The organism is Vannielia litorea (genome assembly GCF_019801175.1).
Taxonomy (GTDB): domain Bacteria; phylum Pseudomonadota; class Alphaproteobacteria; order Rhodobacterales; family Rhodobacteraceae; genus Vannielia; species Vannielia litorea_B.
In genome coordinates, this window is record NZ_JAHVJR010000001.1 from 70,895 (window position 1) to 93,031 (window position 22,137).

The 22,137-nt window shown below is 67.2% G+C and carries 24 protein-coding genes; 14 read left to right on the top strand and 10 right to left on the bottom strand.

All coding sequences use genetic code 11. The annotated features are described in order from the left end of the window. Positions 1–3: 3 nt before the first annotated feature. From ffh to KUV38_RS00455, 4 genes are all read right to left on the bottom strand, one after another. Positions 4–1,524, bottom strand: coding sequence for a signal recognition particle protein (ffh, locus tag KUV38_RS00440; protein ID WP_222468168.1), 1,521 nt, complete (start codon positions 1,522–1,524; stop codon positions 4–6). Between the two features lie 174 nt (positions 1,525–1,698). Next, positions 1,699–2,202 (bottom strand): hypothetical protein, encoded by a 504-nt coding sequence (locus tag KUV38_RS00445; RefSeq protein WP_222468169.1) that lies wholly within the window; start codon positions 2,200–2,202, stop codon positions 1,699–1,701. Between the two features lie 62 nt (positions 2,203–2,264). Continuing rightward, positions 2,265–2,738 (bottom strand): hypothetical protein, encoded by a 474-nt coding sequence (locus KUV38_RS00450; RefSeq protein ID WP_222468170.1) that lies wholly within the window; start codon positions 2,736–2,738, stop codon positions 2,265–2,267. Continuing rightward, a complete protein-coding gene (locus KUV38_RS00455; RefSeq protein WP_222468171.1) occupies positions 2,735–3,214 on the bottom strand; it encodes a hypothetical protein in 480 nt (159 codons plus the stop codon). Before KUV38_RS00455 ends, KUV38_RS00450 begins: the two co-directional genes overlap by 4 nt. Before the next feature lie 352 nt (positions 3,215–3,566). Here KUV38_RS00455 and KUV38_RS00460 point away from each other — a divergent pair, with 352 nt between their 5' ends. Beyond that, positions 3,567–4,451, top strand: a complete 885-nt coding sequence (locus KUV38_RS00460; protein WP_222468172.1) for a LysR family transcriptional regulator — start codon at positions 3,567–3,569, stop codon at positions 4,449–4,451. Between the two features lie 6 nt (positions 4,452–4,457). Here the strand turns inward: KUV38_RS00460 and KUV38_RS00465 are convergent, their stop codons facing one another. Genes KUV38_RS00465 through KUV38_RS00475 form a run of 3 tightly spaced genes read right to left on the bottom strand, consistent with a single transcriptional unit; the run spans position 4,458 to position 5,388 of the window. Beyond that, the gene (locus KUV38_RS00465) at positions 4,458–4,757 is read right to left on the bottom strand and encodes a CcdB family protein (protein ID WP_222468173.1); all 300 of its coding nucleotides are present in this window, start codon (positions 4,755–4,757) and stop codon (positions 4,458–4,460) included. Further along, positions 4,757–4,984, bottom strand: a complete 228-nt coding sequence (locus KUV38_RS00470; RefSeq protein WP_222468174.1) for a type II toxin-antitoxin system CcdA family antitoxin — start codon at positions 4,982–4,984, stop codon at positions 4,757–4,759. The genes KUV38_RS00465 and KUV38_RS00470 overlap by 1 nt, the downstream gene beginning before the upstream one ends. 56 nt (positions 4,985–5,040) lie before the next feature. Further along, positions 5,041–5,388, bottom strand: coding sequence for an ArsR/SmtB family transcription factor (locus tag KUV38_RS00475; protein WP_222468175.1), 348 nt, complete (start codon positions 5,386–5,388; stop codon positions 5,041–5,043). Between the two features lie 206 nt (positions 5,389–5,594). On the opposite strand from KUV38_RS00475, the gene KUV38_RS00480 reads away from it, so the two are divergent. The 9 genes from KUV38_RS00480 to KUV38_RS00520 all read left to right on the top strand — a co-directional run bounded on the left by KUV38_RS00480 (position 5,595) and on the right by KUV38_RS00520 (position 13,341). Continuing rightward, a complete protein-coding gene (locus KUV38_RS00480) occupies positions 5,595–5,933 on the top strand; it encodes an AtpZ/AtpI family protein (protein WP_222468176.1) in 339 nt (112 codons plus the stop codon). Next, a complete protein-coding gene (locus KUV38_RS00485; RefSeq protein WP_222468177.1) occupies positions 5,923–6,699 on the top strand; it encodes a F0F1 ATP synthase subunit A in 777 nt (258 codons plus the stop codon). Before KUV38_RS00480 ends, KUV38_RS00485 begins: the two co-directional genes overlap by 11 nt. A 53-nt stretch (positions 6,700–6,752) precedes the next feature. After that, positions 6,753–6,989, top strand: coding sequence for a F0F1 ATP synthase subunit C (locus tag KUV38_RS00490; protein ID WP_140015448.1), 237 nt, complete (start codon positions 6,753–6,755; stop codon positions 6,987–6,989). 80 nt (positions 6,990–7,069) lie between these two features. After that, a complete protein-coding gene (locus KUV38_RS00495) occupies positions 7,070–7,651 on the top strand; it encodes a F0F1 ATP synthase subunit B' (RefSeq protein ID WP_222468178.1) in 582 nt (193 codons plus the stop codon). Continuing rightward, entirely contained in the window at positions 7,651–8,217 is a 567-nt protein-coding gene (locus KUV38_RS00500; RefSeq protein WP_222468179.1) for a F0F1 ATP synthase subunit B, read from the top strand. Before KUV38_RS00495 ends, KUV38_RS00500 begins: the two co-directional genes overlap by 1 nt. Positions 8,218–8,346: 129 nt before the next feature. Beyond that, positions 8,347–9,021 carry a PAQR family membrane homeostasis protein TrhA gene (trhA, locus tag KUV38_RS00505; RefSeq protein ID WP_222468180.1) on the top strand — a complete coding sequence of 225 codons (675 nt, stop codon included), beginning with the start codon at positions 8,347–8,349 and terminating at the stop codon, positions 9,019–9,021. Positions 9,022–9,129: 108 nt separating this feature from the next. Then, positions 9,130–9,798, top strand: a complete 669-nt coding sequence (locus KUV38_RS00510; RefSeq protein WP_222468181.1) for a TIGR02117 family protein — start codon at positions 9,130–9,132, stop codon at positions 9,796–9,798. 82 nt (positions 9,799–9,880) lie between these two features. Next, positions 9,881–12,706, top strand: a complete 2,826-nt coding sequence (gene polA, locus KUV38_RS00515; protein WP_222468182.1) for a DNA polymerase I — start codon at positions 9,881–9,883, stop codon at positions 12,704–12,706. Between the two features lie 50 nt (positions 12,707–12,756). Then, positions 12,757–13,341, top strand: coding sequence for a pseudouridine synthase (locus KUV38_RS00520; RefSeq protein ID WP_222468183.1), 585 nt, complete (start codon positions 12,757–12,759; stop codon positions 13,339–13,341). Here KUV38_RS00520 and KUV38_RS00525 read toward each other — a convergent pair. From KUV38_RS00525 to KUV38_RS00535, 3 genes are all read right to left on the bottom strand, one after another. Beyond that, positions 13,338–14,054: a helix-turn-helix transcriptional regulator gene (locus tag KUV38_RS00525; protein ID WP_222468184.1), complete on the bottom strand. Its 717-nt coding sequence runs from the start codon at positions 14,052–14,054 to the stop codon at positions 13,338–13,340. The two genes, KUV38_RS00520 and KUV38_RS00525, sit on opposite strands and share 4 nt — an antisense overlap. Beyond that, a complete protein-coding gene (locus KUV38_RS00530) occupies positions 14,054–14,467 on the bottom strand; it encodes a VOC family protein (protein WP_261385106.1) in 414 nt (137 codons plus the stop codon). The genes KUV38_RS00525 and KUV38_RS00530 overlap by 1 nt, the downstream gene beginning before the upstream one ends. 173 nt (positions 14,468–14,640) lie before the next feature. After that, positions 14,641–15,231 (bottom strand): DUF1285 domain-containing protein, encoded by a 591-nt coding sequence (locus KUV38_RS00535; protein WP_222468185.1) that lies wholly within the window; start codon positions 15,229–15,231, stop codon positions 14,641–14,643. Between the two features lie 61 nt (positions 15,232–15,292). Here KUV38_RS00535 and KUV38_RS00540 point away from each other — a divergent pair, with 61 nt between their 5' ends. Genes KUV38_RS00540 through KUV38_RS00555 form a run of 4 tightly spaced genes read left to right on the top strand, consistent with a single transcriptional unit; the run spans position 15,293 to position 22,129 of the window. Further along, positions 15,293–16,300, top strand: coding sequence for an AAA family ATPase (locus KUV38_RS00540; RefSeq protein ID WP_222468186.1), 1,008 nt, complete (start codon positions 15,293–15,295; stop codon positions 16,298–16,300). Continuing rightward, positions 16,297–17,226: a DUF58 domain-containing protein gene (locus KUV38_RS00545; RefSeq protein ID WP_261385107.1), complete on the top strand. Its 930-nt coding sequence runs from the start codon at positions 16,297–16,299 to the stop codon at positions 17,224–17,226. The genes KUV38_RS00540 and KUV38_RS00545 overlap by 4 nt, the downstream gene beginning before the upstream one ends. Beyond that, positions 17,226–20,039 (top strand): DUF4159 domain-containing protein, encoded by a 2,814-nt coding sequence (locus KUV38_RS00550; protein ID WP_222468187.1) that lies wholly within the window; start codon positions 17,226–17,228, stop codon positions 20,037–20,039. Before KUV38_RS00545 ends, KUV38_RS00550 begins: the two co-directional genes overlap by 1 nt. Then, a complete protein-coding gene (locus KUV38_RS00555; protein ID WP_222468188.1) occupies positions 20,036–22,129 on the top strand; it encodes a hypothetical protein in 2,094 nt (697 codons plus the stop codon). Before KUV38_RS00550 ends, KUV38_RS00555 begins: the two co-directional genes overlap by 4 nt. Positions 22,130–22,137 lie beyond the last annotated feature (8 nt).

Sequence of the window (22,137 nt, forward strand, 5' to 3'; positions counted from 1 at the left end):
GGCTTACTTCTTCTTGCCGAAGCCGGAGAGACCGGGGGGAAGGGCGCCGCCGCCGAGGCCGGGGAGGCCGCCGGGCAGGCCACCGCCGCCCATGCCACCCAAGGCCTTGCCGAGACCGGCGGGCATTTTGCCCCCAGCCATCTGGGCGCGCGCGGCCTCCATCTCGGCCTCCGAGGGGCCGCCTTTGCCGAACATGCCTTTCATGGCCTGTTTCAGCATGCCGCCCTTGCCCATCTTCTTCATCATGTCGGCCATCTGCCGGTGCATCTTCAGCAGCTTGTTCAGCTCGCTGACTTCCTGCCCGGCGCCTGCCGCGATGCGCTTCTTGCGGGAGGCCTGAAGCAGGCCGGGGTTGGCCCGCTCCTTCTTGGTCATCGACTGGATCAGCGCGATCTGGTGGCGGAAGATGGTGTCATCAAAGCCGCTCTCTTCGACCTGCTTGGCCATTTTGCCCATGCCAGGCATCATCTTCATCATGCCTTCCATGCCGCCCATCTTGAGCATCTGCTCGAGCTGCATGCGCAGGTCGTTCATGTTGAACTGACCTTTCTGGAAACGCTTCATCATGCGCTCGGCCTGCTCGGCCTCGATGGTCTCCTGCGCCTTTTCGACGAGGGCCACGATATCGCCCATGCCGAGGATCCGGCCGGCGATCTGCTCGGGGCGGAACTCCTCGAGCGCCTCCATCTTCTCGCCGAGGCCGACGAACTTGATCGGCTTGCCGGTGACGGCGCGCATGGAAAGCGCCGCGCCGCCGCGACCGTCGCCGTCCATCCGGGTGAGGACCACGCCGGAGATGCCGATCTTGCCGTCGAACTCCTCGGCCACCTCGACGGCGACCTGGCCGGTGAGGCCATCGACCACGAGGAGCGTTTCGCGCGGCTTGACGGCGTTGCGGACGTCTTCGACCTCGCCCATCAGCTTTTCGTCGATCTGGAGGCGACCGGCGGTGTCGAGCATGTAGACGTCATAGCCGCCCATCGTCGCCTGCTGCTGGGCGCGCTTGGCGATCTGCACGGCGGTCTGGCCTTCGACGATGGGGAGGGTATCGACCCCGATCTGGCGGCCCAGCACCTCGAGCTGCTGCATGGCGGCGGGGCGGTAGATGTCGAGCGAGGCCATCAGCACGCGCTTGCCCTGCTTCTCCTTCAGCCGCTTGGCGATCTTGGCGGTGGTGGTGGTTTTACCGCCGCCCTGCAGACCGACCATCAGGATCGGGGCAGGGGCGTTATCGACCTTCAGCTCGCCGGGCTCGCCTTCGCCCTCCAGCACATGCACCAGCTCGTCATGGACGATCTTCACCACTTGCTGGCCGGGGGTGACCGATTTTGTCACGGCCTGGCCGGTAGCCTTTTCCTGCACCGCTTTCACGAAGTCGCGGGCCACAGGCAGGGAGACGTCGGCCTCCAGCAGCGCGACGCGGACCTCGCGGAGGGCTGTTTTTACGTCATCCTCGGAGAGGGCGCCCTGCTTGGTCAGCCGATCGAATACGCCGGAGAGACGTTCGGACAGATTTTCAAACATGCTCTCGGCCCTCCTTAGGCCCCTTGGTGACATGCCCTCCCCAGATGGGTCGGACGGCTCGAAACGCAACCTTCAATGCACAGATGCCCCCGTGGGCGAAACTCGCTGACGGGGGGCGATCCTGGTGGCCGCAGGACCGGAAGCGTTGGAGACTCCCGGAGATTTGGGGCGGCTTTACGCCTGCGGTGGGCTTGAGTCAACCATCGTGGGCTCTGCCGTAGGGTCTTGCAGCAGCCAGCGCAGCACGGCGCGGGCGGGCTCCGTGGCGGTGGGCTGGTTGGTGTAGGTGGTCAGCAGCGGGTGCGGCCCGGCGGGGGTGAGCAGGGTGGGGCGGAAGGCGACATCGGTGACCATGCGGCGCTTGCCGGTGGCCGGGTCTTTCTGGCGAAAGCGGCGCTCGGTGCGTTCGACGGCAACGCCGATGACCTGCGCCAGCGGCAGGGTCTCGTGCCGCGCCCGCAGCACGGCGCGGTGGCGGAAGGTCACGGTGTCGCTGCGCCGGTCGAAGCTGATCTCGGTGGTGTGGGTGGCCACGGCGAGGATGTAGCTCCACACGAGGGCGAAGAGCACCAGCAGTGCGCCGCCGGGGGCGAGCAGCAGGGGCACGCCGCTGGAGGGGGCGAGGGCGATGAGGATGAAGCCGGCGAGCAGCACCGCGAGGGTGATGAGAAAGATCACCAGCGGCGCCCGGCCTGCGCCTTGTTGCAGCACCAATAGCTCGGGGGTTTCAGTCAGGGTTTTTACCGCTCTGCCCCGAGCCAGTCGTTCACTCGTGTGGCGAGGCGCTCGGCGCTGCGGCGCGAGCCGGCCGCTTGCAGAGTGACGGGGCGGCCCTCGGAGAGCAGCTGCATCCGCCACGTGGAGCCGCCCGGCCCGGAGCGGCGCGCGATCTTTGAGGCGGAGGCGCGGTGCAGGCCCGGCACCTCGTGGCGTTTCAGCACACGCTCCCACGGGCCGCGGCGAATATGGAGCAGGGTGCCATCGGTGCGGTTGAGCACGTATTCGACCGGGCTGAGCAGGAGCAGGACGGCGAGCGGAGCCAGAACGAGGCCCACCGGCAGCACGAACCAGCCGCCGTTCTCGCCGCGCTCGGTGAGGATATCGGCCAGGGCGAAGCCGAGGCAGAGCAGGGCGAGGGCGAGCAGGATCAGCCCGGGCCAGACACCGCTGGCGCGCAGCACGAGCCTGTCGGCGGTGCGCTCCTTCTGCCTCATTCGGCGGGGTCGGCGGATGGCCGGGCGCCCGCCGCGAGCCAGGCCTCAACCTCGGCCCGCAGGTCTCGCGCCGGGCCGGGCGCGCCGAAGCCGCGCAGCGCGATGGGCGCGTCTCCGGTGAGCAGGAGTGTGCGGTGGATTGTGAGGTCGGTGCTGTCCGGGGTGCGGGAGGGCAGGCTGACACGGTCGCAGGTGACGCCCTCGATCCGGCTAAAGGGTGTGGAATGGCGCAGGCGGCCGAGCGCGCTGCGCTCCTCGACCCGGCCAGCGGCACGGTCGATCACCGTGAAGGGGGCGGGGCGGAGGTGCCAGAGCAGGGGGAGCACCAGCAGGATGCCCGACGCGCCGAGCCAGAGCGGCAGCGGGGTGAGCGCCCCGGCGAGCACCAGAGCGCCGCCTGCGACCGAGAGCCACACCGCCCAAGGCTGCGGCGCCGGGTGGGGGCGCAGGGTGAGCCGGGGGCCGCGCGCTGTCATGCTTGGGTGTCCTCTCCCATGCAGCCATTACCGCCCGCGTGGGACGCAAGGTCAAGGTGCCGCCGTCAATGCTGTGCAGGAAGTTTGGGATGCTTGCGACGAAAACCGGCGGCTGGTGCGTATCACCCCCGAGCGCCGTTCACGCGGCCTCACATTTGAGCGGTTTGGCAGGATCTGGCTTGAGCCTGGGGAAAATGCGGCGAGGCTTCTTGCGGCGGGCGTCAGAGATGCTAATCTATACTGAACGGTTCAGAACACATTTTGGTGTCCGCCCCTTGCGCTGGCGCACAGAAAACAGGAAGGTCGTGTCTCTATGTTGGATGGTGAACAATTTTCGGCCGGAGGTCGACGGATGAACAGCCTTGATGCCTGGGACGAGGTGCGCACGGCTTACCACGTGGCGCGGGTCGGCACCGTCTCTGGCGCGGCGGATGCGCTGGGCGTGCACCATGCCACGGTGATCCGCCACATCGACGCGCTGGAACAGCGGCTCGGCACAAAGCTCTTTCAGCGCCACGCGCGGGGCTACACCGCCACTGAGGCCGGGCTGGACCTGTTGCAGGTGGCCAAGGCGACCGACGACCAGTTCAGCCAGCTAGCGGGCCGGATCAAGGGTCGGGGCGAGGAGGTGACCGGCGAGCTGATCGTGACCTCGATCCCCTCGCTCTCACCCTCGCTGTCGGCCACGCTGGCGCGCTACTCGCGGGCGAACCCGCAGGTGGTGCTGCGCTTCATGACCGACGAGCGGCTGTTCCGGCTGGAATATGGCGAGGCCCATGTGGCCATTCGCGCGGGCAAGCGGCCCGACCAGCCCGACAACGTGGTGCAGAAGTTCTTCGAACTGAGCCACGCGCTCTATGCCACGCAGGATTACGTGGAAGAGATGGGCGCGCTCGACGAGGGCGACATGGCGCGGCACCGGTTTGTCAGCGAAGACGACCGCGAGAGCCGGGCGCCGTTCTATCGTTGGCTGCACGACATGGTGCCCGACCGCTGCATCAGCTACCGCGCCTCGGCGCAGCGCTCTGTGGTGGATGCGATCCGGGCCGGGGCGGGCGTGGGCTTCTTGCCGGTGGACGTGGGTGAGCGCGCGCCCGATCTGGTGCAGATGATGCCGACGCGGGAAGAGTGGACGGCCACGGTGTGGCTTGTGACCCACGTGGACCTGCACCGCACGGCCAAGGTGCAATCGATCCTGACCCATCTGAAAGAGGATTTTGATCCGGGCAGTTTTTGATCCGGGTCAAACCCCCTGCATCAATGTGTCCGTTGCGCGGGTGATCTCGTCGGCGCTTTCGGAGAGCGAGGCGATGGGCGCGGAGAGAATGCGTTGCGGCACGGCGGCCATGAGCTGGGTTGCCATCAGATATCTTTCGCCTTTCACCTCAAACAGCGGATTGAGGTAGCGGATCGGCGGTGGGGCGTTGTCTGCGGGCAGGAGCGGTACGACCAGCCGGGTGTTCAGACCACTCAGAAGGTCGGACTGTATGTCGAGCAGGAGCGTGCTGCCGGTATCTCCCCGGTAGACATCGAAGCGGGCCATCAGAACATGCGGTGATGCGCGAGCGGCAGGCCGTTTTCCTCGACCCAGTCGTTGGCGGCCGATATCGCCTTTGCGTTCTCGCGCTTCCAAGCCTCTTCCTTGAGAGATTGCACCGCTCGGCTGAGGCCATCTTCAGCGGCTCTGCTGAGGTTGACGCCGAGCGCGCGGGCCTCGGCGAGCAGTGCCGCGTCGAGGGAGAGGTTGGTGGCTTTGCGTGCAGACTCCATGTACGCCTCCTATGCGCATAATCTATGCGCATGCTGTGCAGTCGGCAAGCCTGCCCCTATTCCTCTTCCTCCATCCGCAGTTCCTCGCCCAGAAACCGCTCGAAGGCGTCGAGGTTGACCGGCTCGAACTGGCCGAAGCCCTGCATCCAGACGGAGGCGCCCTTCATGGCGTCGGGCTCCAGCTTGCACCACTTCACCCGCCCGCGCTTCTCTTGGGTGATCAACCCGGCGCTGGCGAGGATGGTGAGGTGCTTGGAGATCGCGGCGAGGCTCATCTCGAAGGGGTCGGCCACATCGGTGACGGCCATGTCGTCCTCCAGCAGCATGGCGAGGATCGCCCGCCGGGTGGGGTCGGCGAGGGCGGCGAAGACCGTATCGAGCGAGGGTTTGACGCGGGGTGCCATTGCGCGGCGATAGGGCCCGGGCAAGGGATCGTCAACCATCTGGTTGAATATGCTGCGGGGCCGGAAATGGGGCCAATCGCCCGCGATCAAGCCTGCGGCGGTTTGGCAAATCGAAGCAATTTCAGCATCTTACCCGGATTAACACGCAATTGACTCTGCCCGCCCCGCTCCCTAATTTCCGCGCAACTGTCGAAGGGGGCATTTGCATGGCCGGCTCGGGTGACGAGCAGCGACTTGACGAGCTGGACGCTAAGCTCGCGGCGCATAAAGCCAAATACGCGCCGCCCCCTCCGAAGGACGATCACTACCACGCCGCCTCGCAGGGCTGGCGGATGGTGATCGAGCTGGTCTCGGGCCTCGGGATCGGCGTTGCTGTCGGGTATGGGCTCGACGTGCTGTTCGGCACGCTGCCCCTCTTCCTGGTGGTGTTCACATTGCTGGGCTTTGCCGCCGGTGTCCGCGTGATGATGCGCACGGCAGCAGAGTTTCAAAACGCCCCGAAAGCGCGGGCAGAGGACGAGAAGAGGGACGAAGATGGCGACTGAAGCCCACGGCGCAGAGGACAGCCTCGCATTCCACCCGATGGACCAGTTCATGGTCAAGCCGCTCTTCGGAGACGGGCCGGTGGCGTGGTACACCCCAACGAACGTGACGCTCTGGATGGCGCTCACCGTTCTCGCCGTGATCCTGCTGCTCGTGATCGGCACACGCCGCCGTGCGGTGATCCCTTCGCGCAGCCAGTCGATCGCCGAAATGGCCTATGGCCTCGTGCACAAGATGATCGAGGATGTCAGCGGCAAGGACGGGCTGAAGTACTTCCCCTACATCATGACGCTGTTCATGTTCATCCTGCTGGCGAACATGCTGGGCCTGCTGCCCGGTGCCTTCACCACCACCTCGCACCTCGCTGTGACGGTCGTGCTGGCGCTTTTCGTCTTCATCTCGGTCACCGTGATCGGCTTCGTGAAGAACGGCGCGCACTTCCTTGAGCTCTTCTGGGTCTCCTCCGCGCCGCTGGCGCTGCGGCCGATCCTCGCGCTGATCGAGGTGATCTCCTACTTCGTGCGTCCCGTCAGCCACTCCATCCGTCTGATGGGCAACATGATGGCCGGTCACGCCGTGATCAAAGTCTTTGCAGCCTTCGCGCCGCTGGTCCTGTTTTCTGCCGTCGGCATCGCGGTCACGCCGCTGTCGATCCTGGCGATTACCGCGATCTACGCGCTCGAGCTGCTCGTGGCCTTCATCCAGGCCTATGTGTTCACCATCCTGACCTGCGTGTACCTGAAGGACGCGCTGCACCCGGCACACTGAGCCGGGGCACAGGACCAAGTTTCTAGCCAATTCCAACGTAAGGAGAATTCGACATGGAAGGCGATATCGTTCAAATGGGTGCTTTCATCGGTGCAGGCCTTGCCTCTGTGGGCATGGGCGGCGCTGCCATCGGTGTGGGCAATGTTGTGGGCAACTTCCTCAGCGGCGCTCTGCGCAACCCCTCCGCCGCCGGCGGCCAGACGGCCACCATGTTCATCGGCATCGCATTCGCCGAAGCCCTGGGGATCTTCTCGTTCCTCGTCGCGCTTCTGCTGATGTTCGCCGTCTGAGGCAAACCTTCTGATCCTTACGGCCGGGGGGCAGCGATCCGCGTCCCCCGGTGTCCCTGAAAGGTTTCCGGAGAGAGCCCATGGCAACTGAAAACTCTGTAGCCGAGCACGTCAGCCCAGCCGACCTCGAAGCGGCCGGTCGCTGTGTCGGGCCCGATGGCGGTGCCATCGGCATGCCGCAGCTATGCTTTGACTGGTTCCCGAACCAGATCTTCTGGCTCCTCGTCACGCTCGCCGCGATCTACTTCGTGCTGAGCCGTATCGCCCTGCCGCGCATCGCCGCGGTTCTGGCCGAGCGCTCTGGCACGATCACCAATGACATCGCTGCGGCAGAAGAATTCAAGATGAAGGCCGCCGAGGCCGAGAAGGCCTATGAGAAGGCGCTGGCTGATGCCCGCTCCGAGGCGCAGGCCATCGCTGCCGAAGCCAAGGCCGAAGTCCAGAAGGACGTGGACGCTGCAATCGCCAAGGCCGATGCCGAGATTGCCGCCCGCACCGCCGAGGCGGAAAAGGCGATCAGCGAAATCCGCGAAGGGGCCATGGCCAACGTGGAAGCCGTTGCCAAGGAGACCGCCGGTGAGATCGTCGCGGCGCTCGGTGGCAAGGCCGACGCCAAGGCGGTGACCGATGCCGTGGAAGCCCGGCTGAAAGGAGCCTCGTGATGAACCTGCGTTACTGGCTCACTACCGCCGCCGTGACCCTCGCTGCCAGCCCGGCGCTGGCCGCATCCGGCCCGTTCTTCTCGCTGCGCAACACCAACTTCGTTGTGCTCGTCGCCTTCGTGCTGTTCATCGGCGTGCTCCTGTTCTTCAAGGTGCCCTCGATGATCGCTGGCATGCTCGACAAGCGCTCCGACGCGATCCGCACCGAGCTTGAAGAGGCCCGTGCCCTGCGCGAAGAGGCTCAGACCGTTCTGGCCAGCTTCGAGCGCAAGCAGGCCGAAGTGGCCGAGCAGGCCGAGCGCATCGTGGCCCATGCCAAGGAAGAGGCGAAGATCGCCGCTGACGTGGCCAAGGCCGATCTGGAAAAATCCATCGCCCGCCGTCTTGCGGCTGCCGATGACCAGATCGCCTCTGCCGAGGCGGCTGCCGTCCGCTCCGTGCGCGACCGCGCCGTGCAGGTGGCCGTGGCCGCTGCCGGTGACGTGATCGCCAAGCAGATGGGCGCGACCGAGGCCAACAAGCTGATCGATAGCGCCATCGAAGAGGCCGGTGCCAAGCTGCACTGATCCGCGCCTTGATGAAGTTTCGAGCGGCCGCTCCCGAAGAGGGGGCGGCCGCTTCGTTTTGGCGGTCACGTTTTCTTAGGGGTGGCGAATTATTGTTGCAGGGGCGAGCCGGGGGCATAGGTTTGAACCATGATTCACGCCACAGACCCTGCGATCCTGCCTCACGCCTCCCGCCCCTACAGTCGGGCAGAGCTGTTGACGGATGCGATCGTTCACCTCGCCGCCCTTGCGCTGGCGGTGGGTGCGGTGCCGGTGCTGATCACCCTCACGGCCGTCTGGCGCGGCGATGCGATGGGGATCGTGGGTGTCTCGGTCTATGGTGCGACGCTGATCGCTATGCTCACCTGTTCGCTGCTCTACAACCACCTGCCGCGCCCCGAGTGGCGGGCCATGCTGCTGCGTTTCGACCAATCGGCCATCTACCTCAAGATCGCGGGCACCTACACGCCTTTCGCCCTGCTGGCCGGGGCGGGGCAGGGGCTGCTGGTGTTCATCTGGGTGCTGGCGGTGGTGGGCACGGTGGCCAACTTCGCCCTGCCGCGCCGCCCGACGGCGGTGGGCATCGGGCTTTGCCTCGGCATGGGCTGGGCGGTGCTCTTTGGCGGGCAGGATCTGCTGGCCGTCACTTCCACCCCTGTGATCGTGCTGATGGCGGTGGGCGGCGGGCTCTACTCGGCAGGCACGCTGTTTTTGCTGCTGGGGCGGATGCGGTTTCATAACGCGATCTGGCACCTCTTTGTCGCCGCCGCCTCGATCATCTTCTTCATTGCCGTCTTCATGCACGCCGCGCAATCGGCGGTGTGACTGCTGAGCAATCGCGCGCCCTAGCGGGCGCAGGCCTTTTGTCGATTGGCTCTGCCGTTCCGCCGTGGCACCTTTGCCCGACGGATAGCGCCATGGAGAACACGCGGTATGAGACGGTTCGGGCGTATGGTGAAACATGCGCTGATCTGGCCGCTTGTTGCGGTGCTGCTCTACCTCGCCGCAGCGGCGCTCGGTGGGCTCATTCCGGGCCGGGTGTTCGAGGTCGCGCCGGGCGAGGGCGCGCCGGTTGAGATTGGGCTGATTGCCGGGCCGATCCATTACGACTTCATCCTGCCCGCCACGCCAGAGACCCGCGCAGCGCTCGCCTTCGCGGCGGAGGGCGGCGTGCCCATCGACGCGCCCGGCGTGGCGCATGTGCTCGTCGGGTGGGGCTCCGCCGGGTTCTACACCACGGCAGGCAGCTATGCCGATGTGGCGGCCTCCACCGTGCTGAGGGCCGCCACTGGCGATACTTCGGTACTTCGCTTCGAGGTCTATGGCCCTCTCCCGGCGTCGCTGGACTACCCACGCCTGAGCCTGTCGCCCGGGCAGTATCGCGCGCTGCTCGCCTTCATCGTCGCCAGCCGCAGCGGCCCGGTCGTGGAGGGAGCGGGCTTCAGCGATACGGACGCGTTCTTTGCGGCGCGCGGGCGCTTCCACCTCCTGCGCACCTGCAACACCTGGATCACCGACGCGCTGCGTTCCGCGGGCCACCCCGCAGGCGCTTGGACGCCCACGCCCTACGCGGTGACCCTCTCGCTCTGGTGGCACGGTTGAGGGCCGAAGCTGTCAGCAACCCGCTGGCCCCCGCGCGCCGCCCGTGGCATGTAAACCGCAACGCATACGGGAGGCGCACACAATGGCTTTTGGCAAGGGCTGCCACCTTCACCTGATCGACGGATCGGCCTTCATCTTCCGCGCCTATCACGCGCTGCCGCCGCTCACCCGCAAGTCGGACGGGCTGCCGATTGGCGCGGTCGCGGGGTTCTGCAACATGCTGCACAAGTACATCGAGGCCAACACAGGCCCCGATGCGCCGACCCATGCGGCGGTGATCTTCGACTACTCGGGCAAATCGTTCCGCAACGAGATTTATGACCAGTACAAGGCCAACCGCCCACCCGCGCCGGAAGACCTTGTGCCGCAATTCCCGCTGACCCGCGAGGCGACCCGCGCCTTCAACGTGGCCTGCGAGGAGATCGAGGGATACGAGGCCGATGACATCATCGCGACCCTGTCGTGCCAGGCCCGCGAGGCCGGTGGGCGGGTGACGATCATCAGCTCCGACAAGGACCTGATGCAGCTGGTCGGCGGCGGCGTCGAGATGCTGGACGCGATGAAGAACAAGCGGATTGACGAAGAGGGCGTGATCGAAAAGTTCGGGGTCAAACCCGAGCGGGTGGTCGACGTGCAGGCGCTGGCGGGCGACAGTGTGGACAACGTGCCGGGCGCGCCCGGCATCGGCATCAAGACGGCGGCACTGCTGATCAACGAATACGGCGATCTCGATACGCTGCTGGAGCGGGCCGACGAGATCAAGCAGCCCAAGCGCCGCGAGAGTCTGCAGGAGAATGCCGAGCTGATCCGCATTTCACGGCGGTTGGTTCAGCTCGATTGCAATACCCCGCTCGACTTCACCCTCGACGATCTGGAGGTGAAAGACCCGGACCCGGAGGCGCTGCTGGCCTTCCTCGCGGAGATGGAGTTCCGCACGCTGGCCAAGCGGGTGGCGGAGCAGTTCCAGGTCGAGGCGCCGGTGATCGACGACACGCCGGGTAGCGCCGGTGGTAGCGACGGCGCCGAGGCCTCGGACATGCCGGACCCGACGGCCTCCGAAATTCCCTTCGACCACGGCAAATACGAGCATGTCGCCACCCGCAAAGCGCTGGACGACTGGCTGATGCGCGTGGCCAATGCGGGGCACGTGGCCGTGGATACCGAGACGACCGGCCTCGATGAGATGACCGCCGATCTGGTGGGCATCTCGCTCTCGGTCACCCCGGGCGAGGCCTGCTACATTCCGCTCGCTCACGTACAGGGCACCGGTGACGACCTCTTTGCCGATGACACGCTGGCCGAGGGGCAATTGCCGCTGGAGGAGGCGCTGGCGGCGCTGAAGCCGATGCTGGAAGACCCGCAGATCCTGAAGATCGGCCAGAACATCAAGTATGACGCCAAGATCTTCCACCGCTACGGCGTGGAGGTGGCCCCCTTCGACGACACCATGCTGCTCAGCTATGCCATGCATGGCGGGCTGCACGGCCACGGGATGGATGCGCTTTCGGAGCGCTATCTCGGGCACAATCCGATCCCGATCAAGGAGCTGATCGGCTCGGGCAAGAGCGCGATCACCTTCGACAAGGTGCCGCTGGAGGAGGCAGTAAAATATGCCGCCGAGGATGCCGACATCACCCTGCGGCTCTGGCAGACCTTCAAGCCGCGGCTGCACCGCGCCAAGGTGACGACGGTCTACGAAACGCTGGAGCGCCCGCTGGTGCCGGTGCTGGCCCAGATGGAGCGCCACGGCGTGAAGGTGGACCGGGATACGCTGAGCCGCATGTCCAACGCCTTCGCCCAGAAGATGGCCGGGCTGGAGGCCGAGATTCATGAGCTGGCGGGCGAGAGCTTCAATGTCGGCTCCCCGGCGCAGCTTGGCGAGATCCTCTTCGAGAAGATGGGGCTGGAGGGCGGCAAGAAGGGAAAGACGGGCAAGTATTCCACCCCCGCAGATGTGCTGGAGGATCTGGCCACGGAGCATGATCTGCCCGCGCGGGTGCTGGACTGGCGGCAACTTTCGAAGCTGAAGAGCACCTACACCGATGCGCTGCAGACGCATATCAATGCCGAGACGGGCCGGGTGCACACCAGCTATGCGATCACCGGCGCCAACACTGGGCGGCTGGCTTCGACCGACCCCAACCTGCAGAACATCCCGGTGCGCAGCGAGGAAGGCCGCCGCATCCGCGAGGCCTTCGTGGCGGAGAAGGGCAACAAGCTGGTATCGCTCGACTATTCGCAGATCGAGCTGCGCATCCTCGCCCATATCGCCGGGATCGACGCGCTGAAGGAGGCGTTCCGCGAGGGGCAGGACATTCACGCGATGACGGCGTCGGAGATGTTCGATGTGCCGCTGGAGGAGATGACGCCGGATATCCGCCGTCAGGCCAAGGCGATCAACTTCGGGGTGATCTACGGGATTAGCGGCTTCGGCCTTGCCCGCAACCTGCGCATCCCCCGCGCCGAGGCGCAGGCCTTCATCGACCGGTATTTCGAGCGCTTCCCCGGCATTCGGAAATACATGGACGAGACCGTGGGCTTCGCCAAGGAAAACGGCTTCGTGCAAACCCTCTTCGGCCGCAAGATCCATACGCCGGAGATCAACGCAAAGGGGCCGGGCGCGGGCTTCGCCAAGCGCGCGGCGATCAACGCGCCGATTCAGGGCACGGCGGCCGATGTGATCCGCCGCGCGATGGTCCGGATGCCGAAGGCGATCGAAGGGTTGCCCGCGAAGATGCTGCTGCAGGTCCACGACGAGTTGATCTTCGAGGTCGAGGAAGGCGCGGTGGAGGAGACCATCGCGGTGGTGAAGCGGGTCATGGAAGGCGCCGCCGATCCGGCAGTGCATCTCGACGTGCCGCTGGAGGTGGACGCCGGGCAGGGCGACAGCTGGGCGGAGGCGCATTGATCGGTAGGTCGGGACTTGTCCCAACTCTCGATGAGCCTGCATAAACGCCCATGCTTCTCGCCCTCAACAAACCGATGAACCTGCTCTCGCAATTCACCGACGAGGGCAAATGGCAGGGGCTTTCCGGGCTTGGGCTGCCCAAGGGCGTGTACCCGGCGGGCAGGCTTGATCGCGACAGCGAGGGGCTGCTGCTGCTCACCGATGACGGCAAGCTGCAGGCCCGGATTTCGTCTCCGAAGTTCAAGATGGCCAAGACCTATTGGGTGCTGGTCGAGGGCACGCCGGATGCTGCCGCTCTGGAGGCGCTGAAGATGGGCGTGACGCTGAAGGACGGCCCCACCAAGCGCGCCGAGGTGGCGGTGATCGCGCCGCCGGACGGGCTGTGGGAGCGCGACCCGCCGGTGCGCATTCGCAAGGCGCCCGACACATGGCTTTCGCTCACCATCCGCGAGGGGCGCAACCGGCAGGTGCGGCGGATGACGGCGGCGGTGGGCCATCCGACCCTGCGGCTGATCCGGGCGCAGATCGGCCCTTGGGCGTTGGAAGACCTCGCCCCCGGTGCGTGGCGCGAGCTCAATGCGACCCCGCCGGAGCCGCGCGCCCCGCGCCGCAAGACCCTGCGGCTGAAGCGCTAGCAGGCGCCCTCGCGCCGCGCGTCGAACCCGCCGCGGTGCCGTTCCTGCCGGTAGAAATCCTGCAGGCTCTTGCCCGGTTCGATCCTGAACCGCTCGCCCGTTTCCATGCCTTTCACCCGGTCCACCCGGAACATCCGGAAATCGTCGCGCAACTCGCACCAGCCAATCAGCGTCCAGGTCCGGCCCCAGAAAATCAGGCTCAGGGGCCGCACCACCCGTGCGGTCTGCGCGCCCTCGGCATCGCCGTAATCCAGCACCAGCCGCTCGCGCGCATCGACCGCCCGCTCGATCCCGTCGAGACGCCGCCGCGTGTCGTCATCCATGAGGTAAGGCATTGAAAAGGCGTGAATCTGCAGGCCAGCCGCCTTATCGCGCTCGGCCTCGGGCAGCACGGCGGCGATCTTCACCAGCGCTTCCTCGGCGGCCTCGGCCATCTCCAGCCCGCCCCAGGCCCGGATCAGCCGCGCCCCGGCCACCAGCGCCACGATCTCGGAGCGGTTGAACATCAGCGGCGGCAGGTCGAAGCCCGCGCGCATCAGGTAGCCCACGCCTGCCTCGCCCTCGATCGGCACGCCGGAGCCCTGCAGATCGGCAATGTCGCGGTAGATGGTGCGCTCGGACACCTCCAGCCGTTCGGCCAGCATCCGCGCAGTGACCAGCCGCCCCCCTCGGAGCAGCTGGACGATCTGGAAGAGGCGATCAGCGCGGCGCATCACTCAGCCTTGTTGAACTCGAACAACCCGATGGAGTTGCCATCGGGGTCGACCGTATAGGCAAACCGCCCGGAAGGAATGGGGATAATGCCCGGCAGCACCCGCCCGCCGGCCTCCATCACCCGCTCCAGCGCGGGCTCGAGCGAGGCCACGGCCAGATGCACGGTCACGCCATCGCCGTCGCTGGCCGGGGTGCCGGGGTAGAGGTGGCCGGCGGTGCCATCCATCGGCGATTTCACCGGCAACATGGCCATCGGGTTGGGGCCGCTCTCATCCTTGGTGAGCGGGTTGCCCAGCACCTTGCCGTAGTAGCTGATGGCGGCATCGAGATCGCGCACCGGGATCTCGCACCAGACAAGCGCATCCTTGGGCAGGCTCTTGGTATCGGCGGGGTTAATCATCGTGTCGGTCATGGCAGGCATCCTCAGAAGGGTTTCGATGCTCCATCATCGCAGCCCCCTCCTGACAGCTACCTGTCAGGAGCCCGTCAGTGGCCCGCAGGTTTTGCGCATCCTGTTCATTTTCTTGCTGAAAATATCCACCCAAACAAAAGGAATGCGCCGCAAGGCGCACAATTTGGCAGGAGTCACGGCAGCTCGCTGGCCGGAATGATGCGGAAGAACTGCCCGCCGGACCAGAGGCCGAACCAGCCGTCCACCGTGCTGCCGATCTCGACCAGCCGATAAAAGCTCTTGCGGTCGATCAGTGCCTCCAGCCCGGCGCGCACGTGCACGTAGGGCGAGGGCTCGCCGGTCTCCGGGTCGCGCTCCACGCGAATCGGGTTTTCCTCCCCGGCCTCTGTCACATCGCCTACGTTGGTCTCGAACCGCAGTAGCTGGTCCTCGCCCGCGCCCTCTGCGGTGAAATCCACCGCCACGAAGGGGGCGTCATCGACCGTGATGCCGACTTTCTCGACCGGGGTAACGAGAAAGTAATCTTCTCCCTCCTTCTTGAGGATGGTCGAGAACAGCCGCACCAGCTCGGGGCGGCCGATGGGCGTGCCGAGGTAGAACCATGTGCCATCGCGGGCGATCCGCATGTCGAGGTCGCCGCAAAAGTCGGGGTTCCACAGGTGAACGGGCGGCAGGCCGCCCTTTTTGGCAGCACTGCGGGCCGCGGATTCGAGGCTTCCTGCGTCCGGGGTCACAATATCTTGTCTGGCCTTCGATTTCGCCATTGGTCTCACATGCGATAGATGGCTTACTGGGCCATAACCTAGCCGACCAAGGAGAAATGTCATGTCCGACGACGCGGGCCTCGTGCCAGAAATCGAGGCGCTGGCCGAAAAGCTGGGGCAGGCGAGGGCCTCCATCAGCCGCCGGTTCATCGGGCAGGAGAAGGTGGTGGACCTCGTTCTCTCCTCGCTGGTCTGCGGCGGGCACGGGCTGCTGATCGGCCTTCCCGGTCTCGGCAAGACCCGGCTGGTCGACACGCTCTCCACGGTGATGGGCCTGAATGGCAGCCGTATCCAGTTCACCCCCGATCTGATGCCTGCCGATATCCTCGGCTCCGAGGTGCTGGAGACGGCTGAGGACGGCACCCGCGCCTTCCGGTTCATCGAGGGGCCGATCTTCTGCCAGCTTCTGATGGCCGACGAGATCAACCGCGCCTCGCCGCGGACCCAGTCGGCCCTGCTTCAGGCGATGCAGGAGAAGGAGGTCACCGTGGGCGGACAGCACCGGACGCTCGACAAGCCCTTCCATGTGCTCGCCACGCAGAACCCGATTGAGCAGGAGGGCACCTATCCGCTCCCCGAGGCGCAGCTCGACCGCTTCCTCGTGCAAATCGACGTAGAATATCCTGACCGCGATACCGAGCGCGACATCATCCTAGCCACCACTGGTTCGGAGGAGGCGCAGAGCCACCAGATCTTCAGCGCCGAAGAACTGATCGCCGCGCAGGCGCTGCTGCGGCGGATGCCGGTCGGCGATAGCGTGGTCGAGCTGATCCTCGATCTGGTGCGCGCCTGCCGCCCCGATGATCCGACCGCGCCCGAGCAGGTGCAGCGCTCGGTCAGTTGGGGCCCCGGCCCGCGTGCCGCGCAGGCTCTGATGATGACCGTGCGGGCCCGCGCCCTTCTGGAGGGCCGCCTCGTGCCCTCCGCCGAGGATGTGCTGGCGATGGCCGCCCCGGTGCTGACCCACCGCATGGCGCTCTCTTTCGCGGCCCGTGCGCGGGGTGAGGAACTTTCCGCCGTGATCCGCGCGGTCGCCGAAACCGTGACCCGCGTGGAGGCTGCCGCTTGAGCGACGCCGGTCCAGTTGCTCTTCATGCCGGCGTCGGGCGCGGGCTGCGCTCCAAGGCCGAGGGGCTGGCCGCCGCGCTGCCCCCGCTTTTGGCCGATGCCGAGCATCTGGCCCAGACCGTGCTACTGGGCGCCCACGGGCGCCGCCGCAGCGGCATGGGTGATGAGTTCTGGCAATACCGCCCGCTGGCGGTGGGCGACGAGGCGCGCAGCATCGACTGGCGCCGCTCGGCCAAGTCCGATCAGCACTTCGTACGTGAGAAGGAGTGGCAGGCAGCGCAATCGGTCATGCTCTGGTGCGACGAGGCGATGTCGATGCGCTTTTCCGGCGCGCCGGGCAAACGGCCGACCAAGGCTGAACGCGCAAGGCTGCTGAGCCTCGCGATTGCCGTGCTTCTGGTGCGCGGTGGCGAGCGCGTGGGGCTTGCCCGGCTCGACCAGCCGCCGCGTTCCGGCCCGCTGCAACTGATCCGCATCGCCGATGCGCTGGGCGGCGCGATGGAGGCCGAGGAGCAAAACTTGCCCGGCCCCGATTATGGTGCGCCGAGGGGGGATACCCTGCCGCTGCATTCCCGCGCGGTGTTTCTGAGCGACTTCATGGGTGAGATCGATGCCGCCGAAAACGCCCTTGCCCGCGCCGCCGATCGGGGCGTGCGCGGCACCCTGCTGATGGTGCTCGACCCGCAGGAAGAGGAGTTCCCCTTCGACGGGCGCACGATTTTCGAGAGCATGGGCGGCAGCCTCGCGCATGAGACCCGCAAGGCCGGTGATCTGCGTGCCCGCTACCTCGACCGTCTGGCCGCCCGCAAGGACCGGCTGGAGCAACTGGCCCGCACCACCGGCTGGCAGTTCTCGACCCATCACACCGACACCCCGGCGCAGGGCGCGCTGCTCTGGCTCTACGGCGCATTGGAGCATGGCCGCTGATGTTTGCGATCGGTCCCATAGGCTTTACCGCGCCGCTGCTGCTCTGGGCGCTCGTTGTGCTGCCGCTGCTCTGGCTGCTGCTGCGCGCCGTGCCGCCCGCGCCGATCCGCCGCCGCTTTCCCGGCGTGGCGCTGCTGCTGGGGCTGGAGGATGAAGACAGCCAGACCGACCGCACCCCGTGGTGGCTGCTGCTGCTGCGGATGCTCGCAGTGGCCGCGATCATCATCGGCTTTGCCGGCCCGGTGCTGAACCCCGAGGAGCGCCGCGAGGGCACCGGCCCGTTGCTGATCGCACTCGACGGTGGCTGGGCCGATGCCCGCGACTGGCCCGGGCGGATGGCCCGGATCGAGGGGCTGCTGGCCGATGCCGCCGCAACCGACCGGCCGGTGGCCGTGGTCTCGCTCACCGCGTTGCCCGCGCCGGGAGAACTGCCGATGCTGGCCGCCGCCGCCTGGGGCCCGCGCCTTGCCGGGCTGGAGCCCACGGCCTGGCCGCCCGAGAGCGGAGCGGCGGTGGACTGGGCCGAAAGTGTCGAGGGCAGCTTCGAGACCTATTGGCTCTCTGACGGGCTGGCCCACGAGGGCCGCGACGAGGTGCTGGCCGCGCTCGAAGAGAAAGGCCCGGTGACGGTGTTCGAAAGCCCGCGCCGCCCGCTCGGCCTGCGCCCCGCGCGGTTCGAAGACGGGCAGGTGCGGCTGACGGTGCTGCGGCCCGATGAGACCGCCGCGCAGACCGCCACGGTGCTGGCCTATGGCCGCGACCCCTCGGGCACTGAGCGGGTGCTGGCGCGGGCCGAGGCCGCGTTTGAACCGCAGGCGACCGAGGCCGAAGTGGCGCTCGTGCTGCCCGCCGAGTTGCGCAACCGGATCACCCGGTTCGAGCTTCAGGCCGCGCGGGGGGCTGGTGCGGTGACGCTGACCGACGATGGGTTGCGCCGCCGCGAGGTGGCCCTGATCGCGGGCCGTGAAGACCGCGAGGGGCTGGAGCTGCTCTCGCCTCTGCATTACCTTGAGCGCGCGCTGGAGCCGACCGCCGACCTCGTGGAGGGCACGCTGCCCGACATTCTGCTGGCCAACCCCGACGCGATCGTTTTTGCCGATGTGGCCGACCTGCCGCAGGCCGAGAAGGACGACCTGCTGGCGTGGGTGGAGGAGGGCGGGATGCTGCTGCGTTTCGCCGGGCCGCAACTGGCCGCCTCCGATGTGAGCCGCCGCGATGAAGACCCGCTGATGCCGGTGCGCCTGCGCGAAGGCGGGCGCTCGGTGGGCGGCGCGATGAGCTGGGGCGAGCCGAAGGCGCTGCGGCCCTTCCCCGAGGCCTCGCCCTTCTACGGCCTCGCGCTGCCCGACGATGTGACCGTGACCGCGCAGGTGATGGCCCAGCCGGATCCGGAGCTGGCCGAGCGGGTGATTGCTTCGCTGGCCGATGGCACGCCGCTGGTCACCCGCAAGCGGGTGGGGCAGGGGAGCGTGGTGCTCTTTCACGTGACCGCCAATGCCGAGTGGTCCTCTCTGCCGCTCTCGGGCCTCTTCGTGCAGATGCTGGAACGGCTGGCGATCTCGACTCGGCCCGCAAGCCCGGAGGCGAGTGAGCTGGAAGGCACCGTCTGGACGCCGGAACGCGTGCTGGATGGTTTCGGCGGGGTGCAGGATGCAGGCACATTGCCGGGTGTGGAGGGCGCCGACCTTGGCGCCGCTCTGGCCGGTGAGGCGCCCATCGGGCCGGAGCTTCGGCCCGGGCTCTATGCCGGCGAGGACCGGCTGATCGCGCTCAACGTGCTGGGCAGCGAGGCCGTGCTGGAGCCGGTGAGCTGGCCCGCGCGGGTGCCGGTGGAGGGGCTGGCCGTGAGCCGGGAGACCGCGCTGAAGGGCTTTGTGCTGACCGCCGCGCTGGTGGCGCTGGCACTGGATATTCTCGCATCGCTCTGGCTTGGCGGCCGCCTCATCGCGCCGCGTGCCAAGGGCGTGGCGCGGGGCTCGTCTGCGGCGGGGGCGCTGCTCATCGCTGCGCTCTTGGCCGCAGCGCCGGACGGTGCGCAGGCGCAAGAAGAAGACCTTGACCTGCTGGCGCTAGAGGCGACCACCGAAGTTGTGCTGGCCCATGTCGTCACCGGTGACACGCGGCTCGACGAGGTGGCCCAGGCCGGGCTGCGCGGCCTCTCCGACACGCTCTTCCGCCGCACCTCCATCGAGCCTGCCGAGCCGATTGCGGTGAACCTCGAGACCGATGAGCTCGCCTTCTTCCCCTTCCTCTACTGGCCGGTGAACCCGAACCAGCCGATCCCTTCGGAAGAAGCCTATTCCAAGCTGAACCGCTACCTGCGCACCGGCGGGATGATCCTGTTCGACACCCGCGATGCCGATATCGGCGGCTTTGGCGCGGGCACGCCCGAGGGCCGCAAGCTGCAGGAGCTGGCCCGCCCGCTCGACATTCCGCCGCTCGAGCCGATCCCGATGGATCACGTGCTCACCCGCACCTTCTACCTGTTGCAGGATTTCCCCGGCCGCTGGGCGAGCCGGGATGTCTGGGTCGAGGCGGCGCCGCCCGATGCCGAGGTGGTGGAGGGCATGCCCTTCCGCAACCTCAATGACGGGGTGACGCCAGTGGTGATCGGCGGCAACGACTGGGCGGCGGCTTGGGCGGTTGAAAACAACGGCGCGGCGATGTTCCCGGTGGGGCGCGGCTACGCGGGCGAGCAGCAGCGTGAGATCGCCTATCGCTTTGGCGTGAACCTGATCATGCACGTGCTCACCGGCAACTACAAAAGCGACCAGGTCCACGTGCCGGCCCTGCTCGACAGGCTGGGCCAATGAACGCAGACAGCATCATCTTCGACCCGCATCTGCCGTGGATCGCGCTCTATGCCGCGGTGGCGCTGGCGGTGCTCTTCATCGCGCTGGCGATCTGGCGCGGGCTGGCGGGCTGGTGGCTGCGGGCGCTCGCCGCTGTGGCCCTTCTGGTGGCGCTGGCCAACCCCTCGCTGCAGCAGGAAGAGCGCAACCCGCTCTCCGACATCGTGCTGGTGGTGGTGGATGAAAGCTCGTCGCAGGGCCTCTCGGACCGCGCCGAGCAGACCCAGGCCGCGCTGGGCCGGGTGCTGGCGCAGATCGCCGCGATGCCCAATACCGAGGCCCGCGTGGCCGTGGTGGGCGATGGCGAGGGCGACGAGGGCACCCGCGCAATGGCGGCGCTCTCCGAGGCGCTGGCCGAAGAGCCGCGCGCACGGGTGGCTGGAGCGATCCTGATCTCGGACGGGCGCGTGCATGACATGGAGCGCACGCCCGATCTGCCCGCGCCGTTGCACCTGTTGATGACCGGCCACGCCACCGATTGGGACCGCCGCCTTGTGGTGCAGAACGCCCCCGCCTTCGGCATCCTCGGGGAAGAGATCGAGCTGACGCTAATGATCGAGGATCAGGGCGATCTGCCCTCCGGCGCGGGGCGGGGGGCCACGGTGCCGCTTTCCATCGCCATCGATGGCGAGGAGCCGCGCACCTATGATGTGCCGGTCGGCGAGGAGCTTTCGCTGCCCGTGACGCTGAGCCACGGCGGCAAGAACGTGATCCAGTTCATCACCCCCACCGCCGAGGGCGAGCTGACCGACCGGAACAACGCCGCCGTGGTGCAGATCAACGGCGTGCGAGACCGGCTGCGGGTGCTGCTGGTGAGCGGTGAGCCACACCCCGGCGAGCGGACATGGCGCAACCTGCTGAAGTCGGACTCTTCGGTGGACCTTGTGCATTTCACCATTCTGCGCCCGCCCGAAAAGCAGGATGGCGTGCCGGTTTCCGAGTTGTCGCTCATCGCCTTCCCGACCCGCGAGCTCTTCATCGAGAAGATCGACGAGTTCGATCTCATCATCTTCGACCGCTACAAGCGGCGCGGCATCCTGCCCACGCTCTACCTCGACAACATCCGCGACTATGTGGAGCGCGGCGGGGCGGTGCTGGTGGCGGCGGGACCGGATTTTGCCAGCGCCGACAGCATCTACCGCTCGCCGCTGGGTGACATCATGCCCGCCTCGCCTTCGGCCCGGGTCATGGAGGAAGGGTTCCTGCCCGAAGTGACCGAACTGGGCGAGAAACACCCGGTCACCGAGGGGCTTGAGGCGCTCTATCCCTCGGAGGAGGAGGGCGTGCCGGGCTGGGGCCGCTGGTTCCGGCTGGTGGACCTGATCCCCGGTGAGGGGCAGGTGGTGATGCAGGGGCTGGAGGAGCGCCCGCTGCTGGTGCTGCAACGGCAGGGCGAGGGGCGTGTGGCGCTGATGGCCTCCGACCACGCATGGCTCTGGTCGCGCGGGTTCGAGGGCGGCGGGCCGCAGCTCGAGCTGCTGCGGCGGCTGGCGCATTGGATGATGAAGGAGCCGGACCTCGAAGAAGAGAGCCTGACCGCCGAGGCGGTGGGGCAGGAGATGACGGTGACGCGCCGCACGCTGGGCGATGCGCCCGACGAGGTGGAGGTCACCGGCCCGGATGGCTCGGTTTACGTTGTGCCGCTCGAAGAGGTTTCGCCCGGGCTGTATCAGGGCGTGTTCGAAGGGCCGGACCTTGGACTCTATCGGCTGGTGGAGGGCGAGCGCACGGCAGTCGTCGCGCTTGGGCCTTCGGCGCCGAAGGAGTTCGAGGAGACCATTGCCACGGGCGCGGTACTGGAAGCCGCGATCGGCGCGCGGCGCGGCGGGGTGGTGCCACTGGAAGATGGCGCGCCCGACATTCGCGAAGTGCGCGAGGGCCGCGTGGCCGCCGGGCGCGGCTGGATCGGCATCACCCCGCGCGAGGCCTATGTGACGGCGGATGTTACCGTGATTCCGCTGGTGAACCCTCTGCTGTTCCTCGTGCTGGCGGCTTTGTTGACGCTCGGTGCATGGCTGGTGGAAGGGCGGCGCGGCGCGAAGGCGGCTTAGGGCGGGAC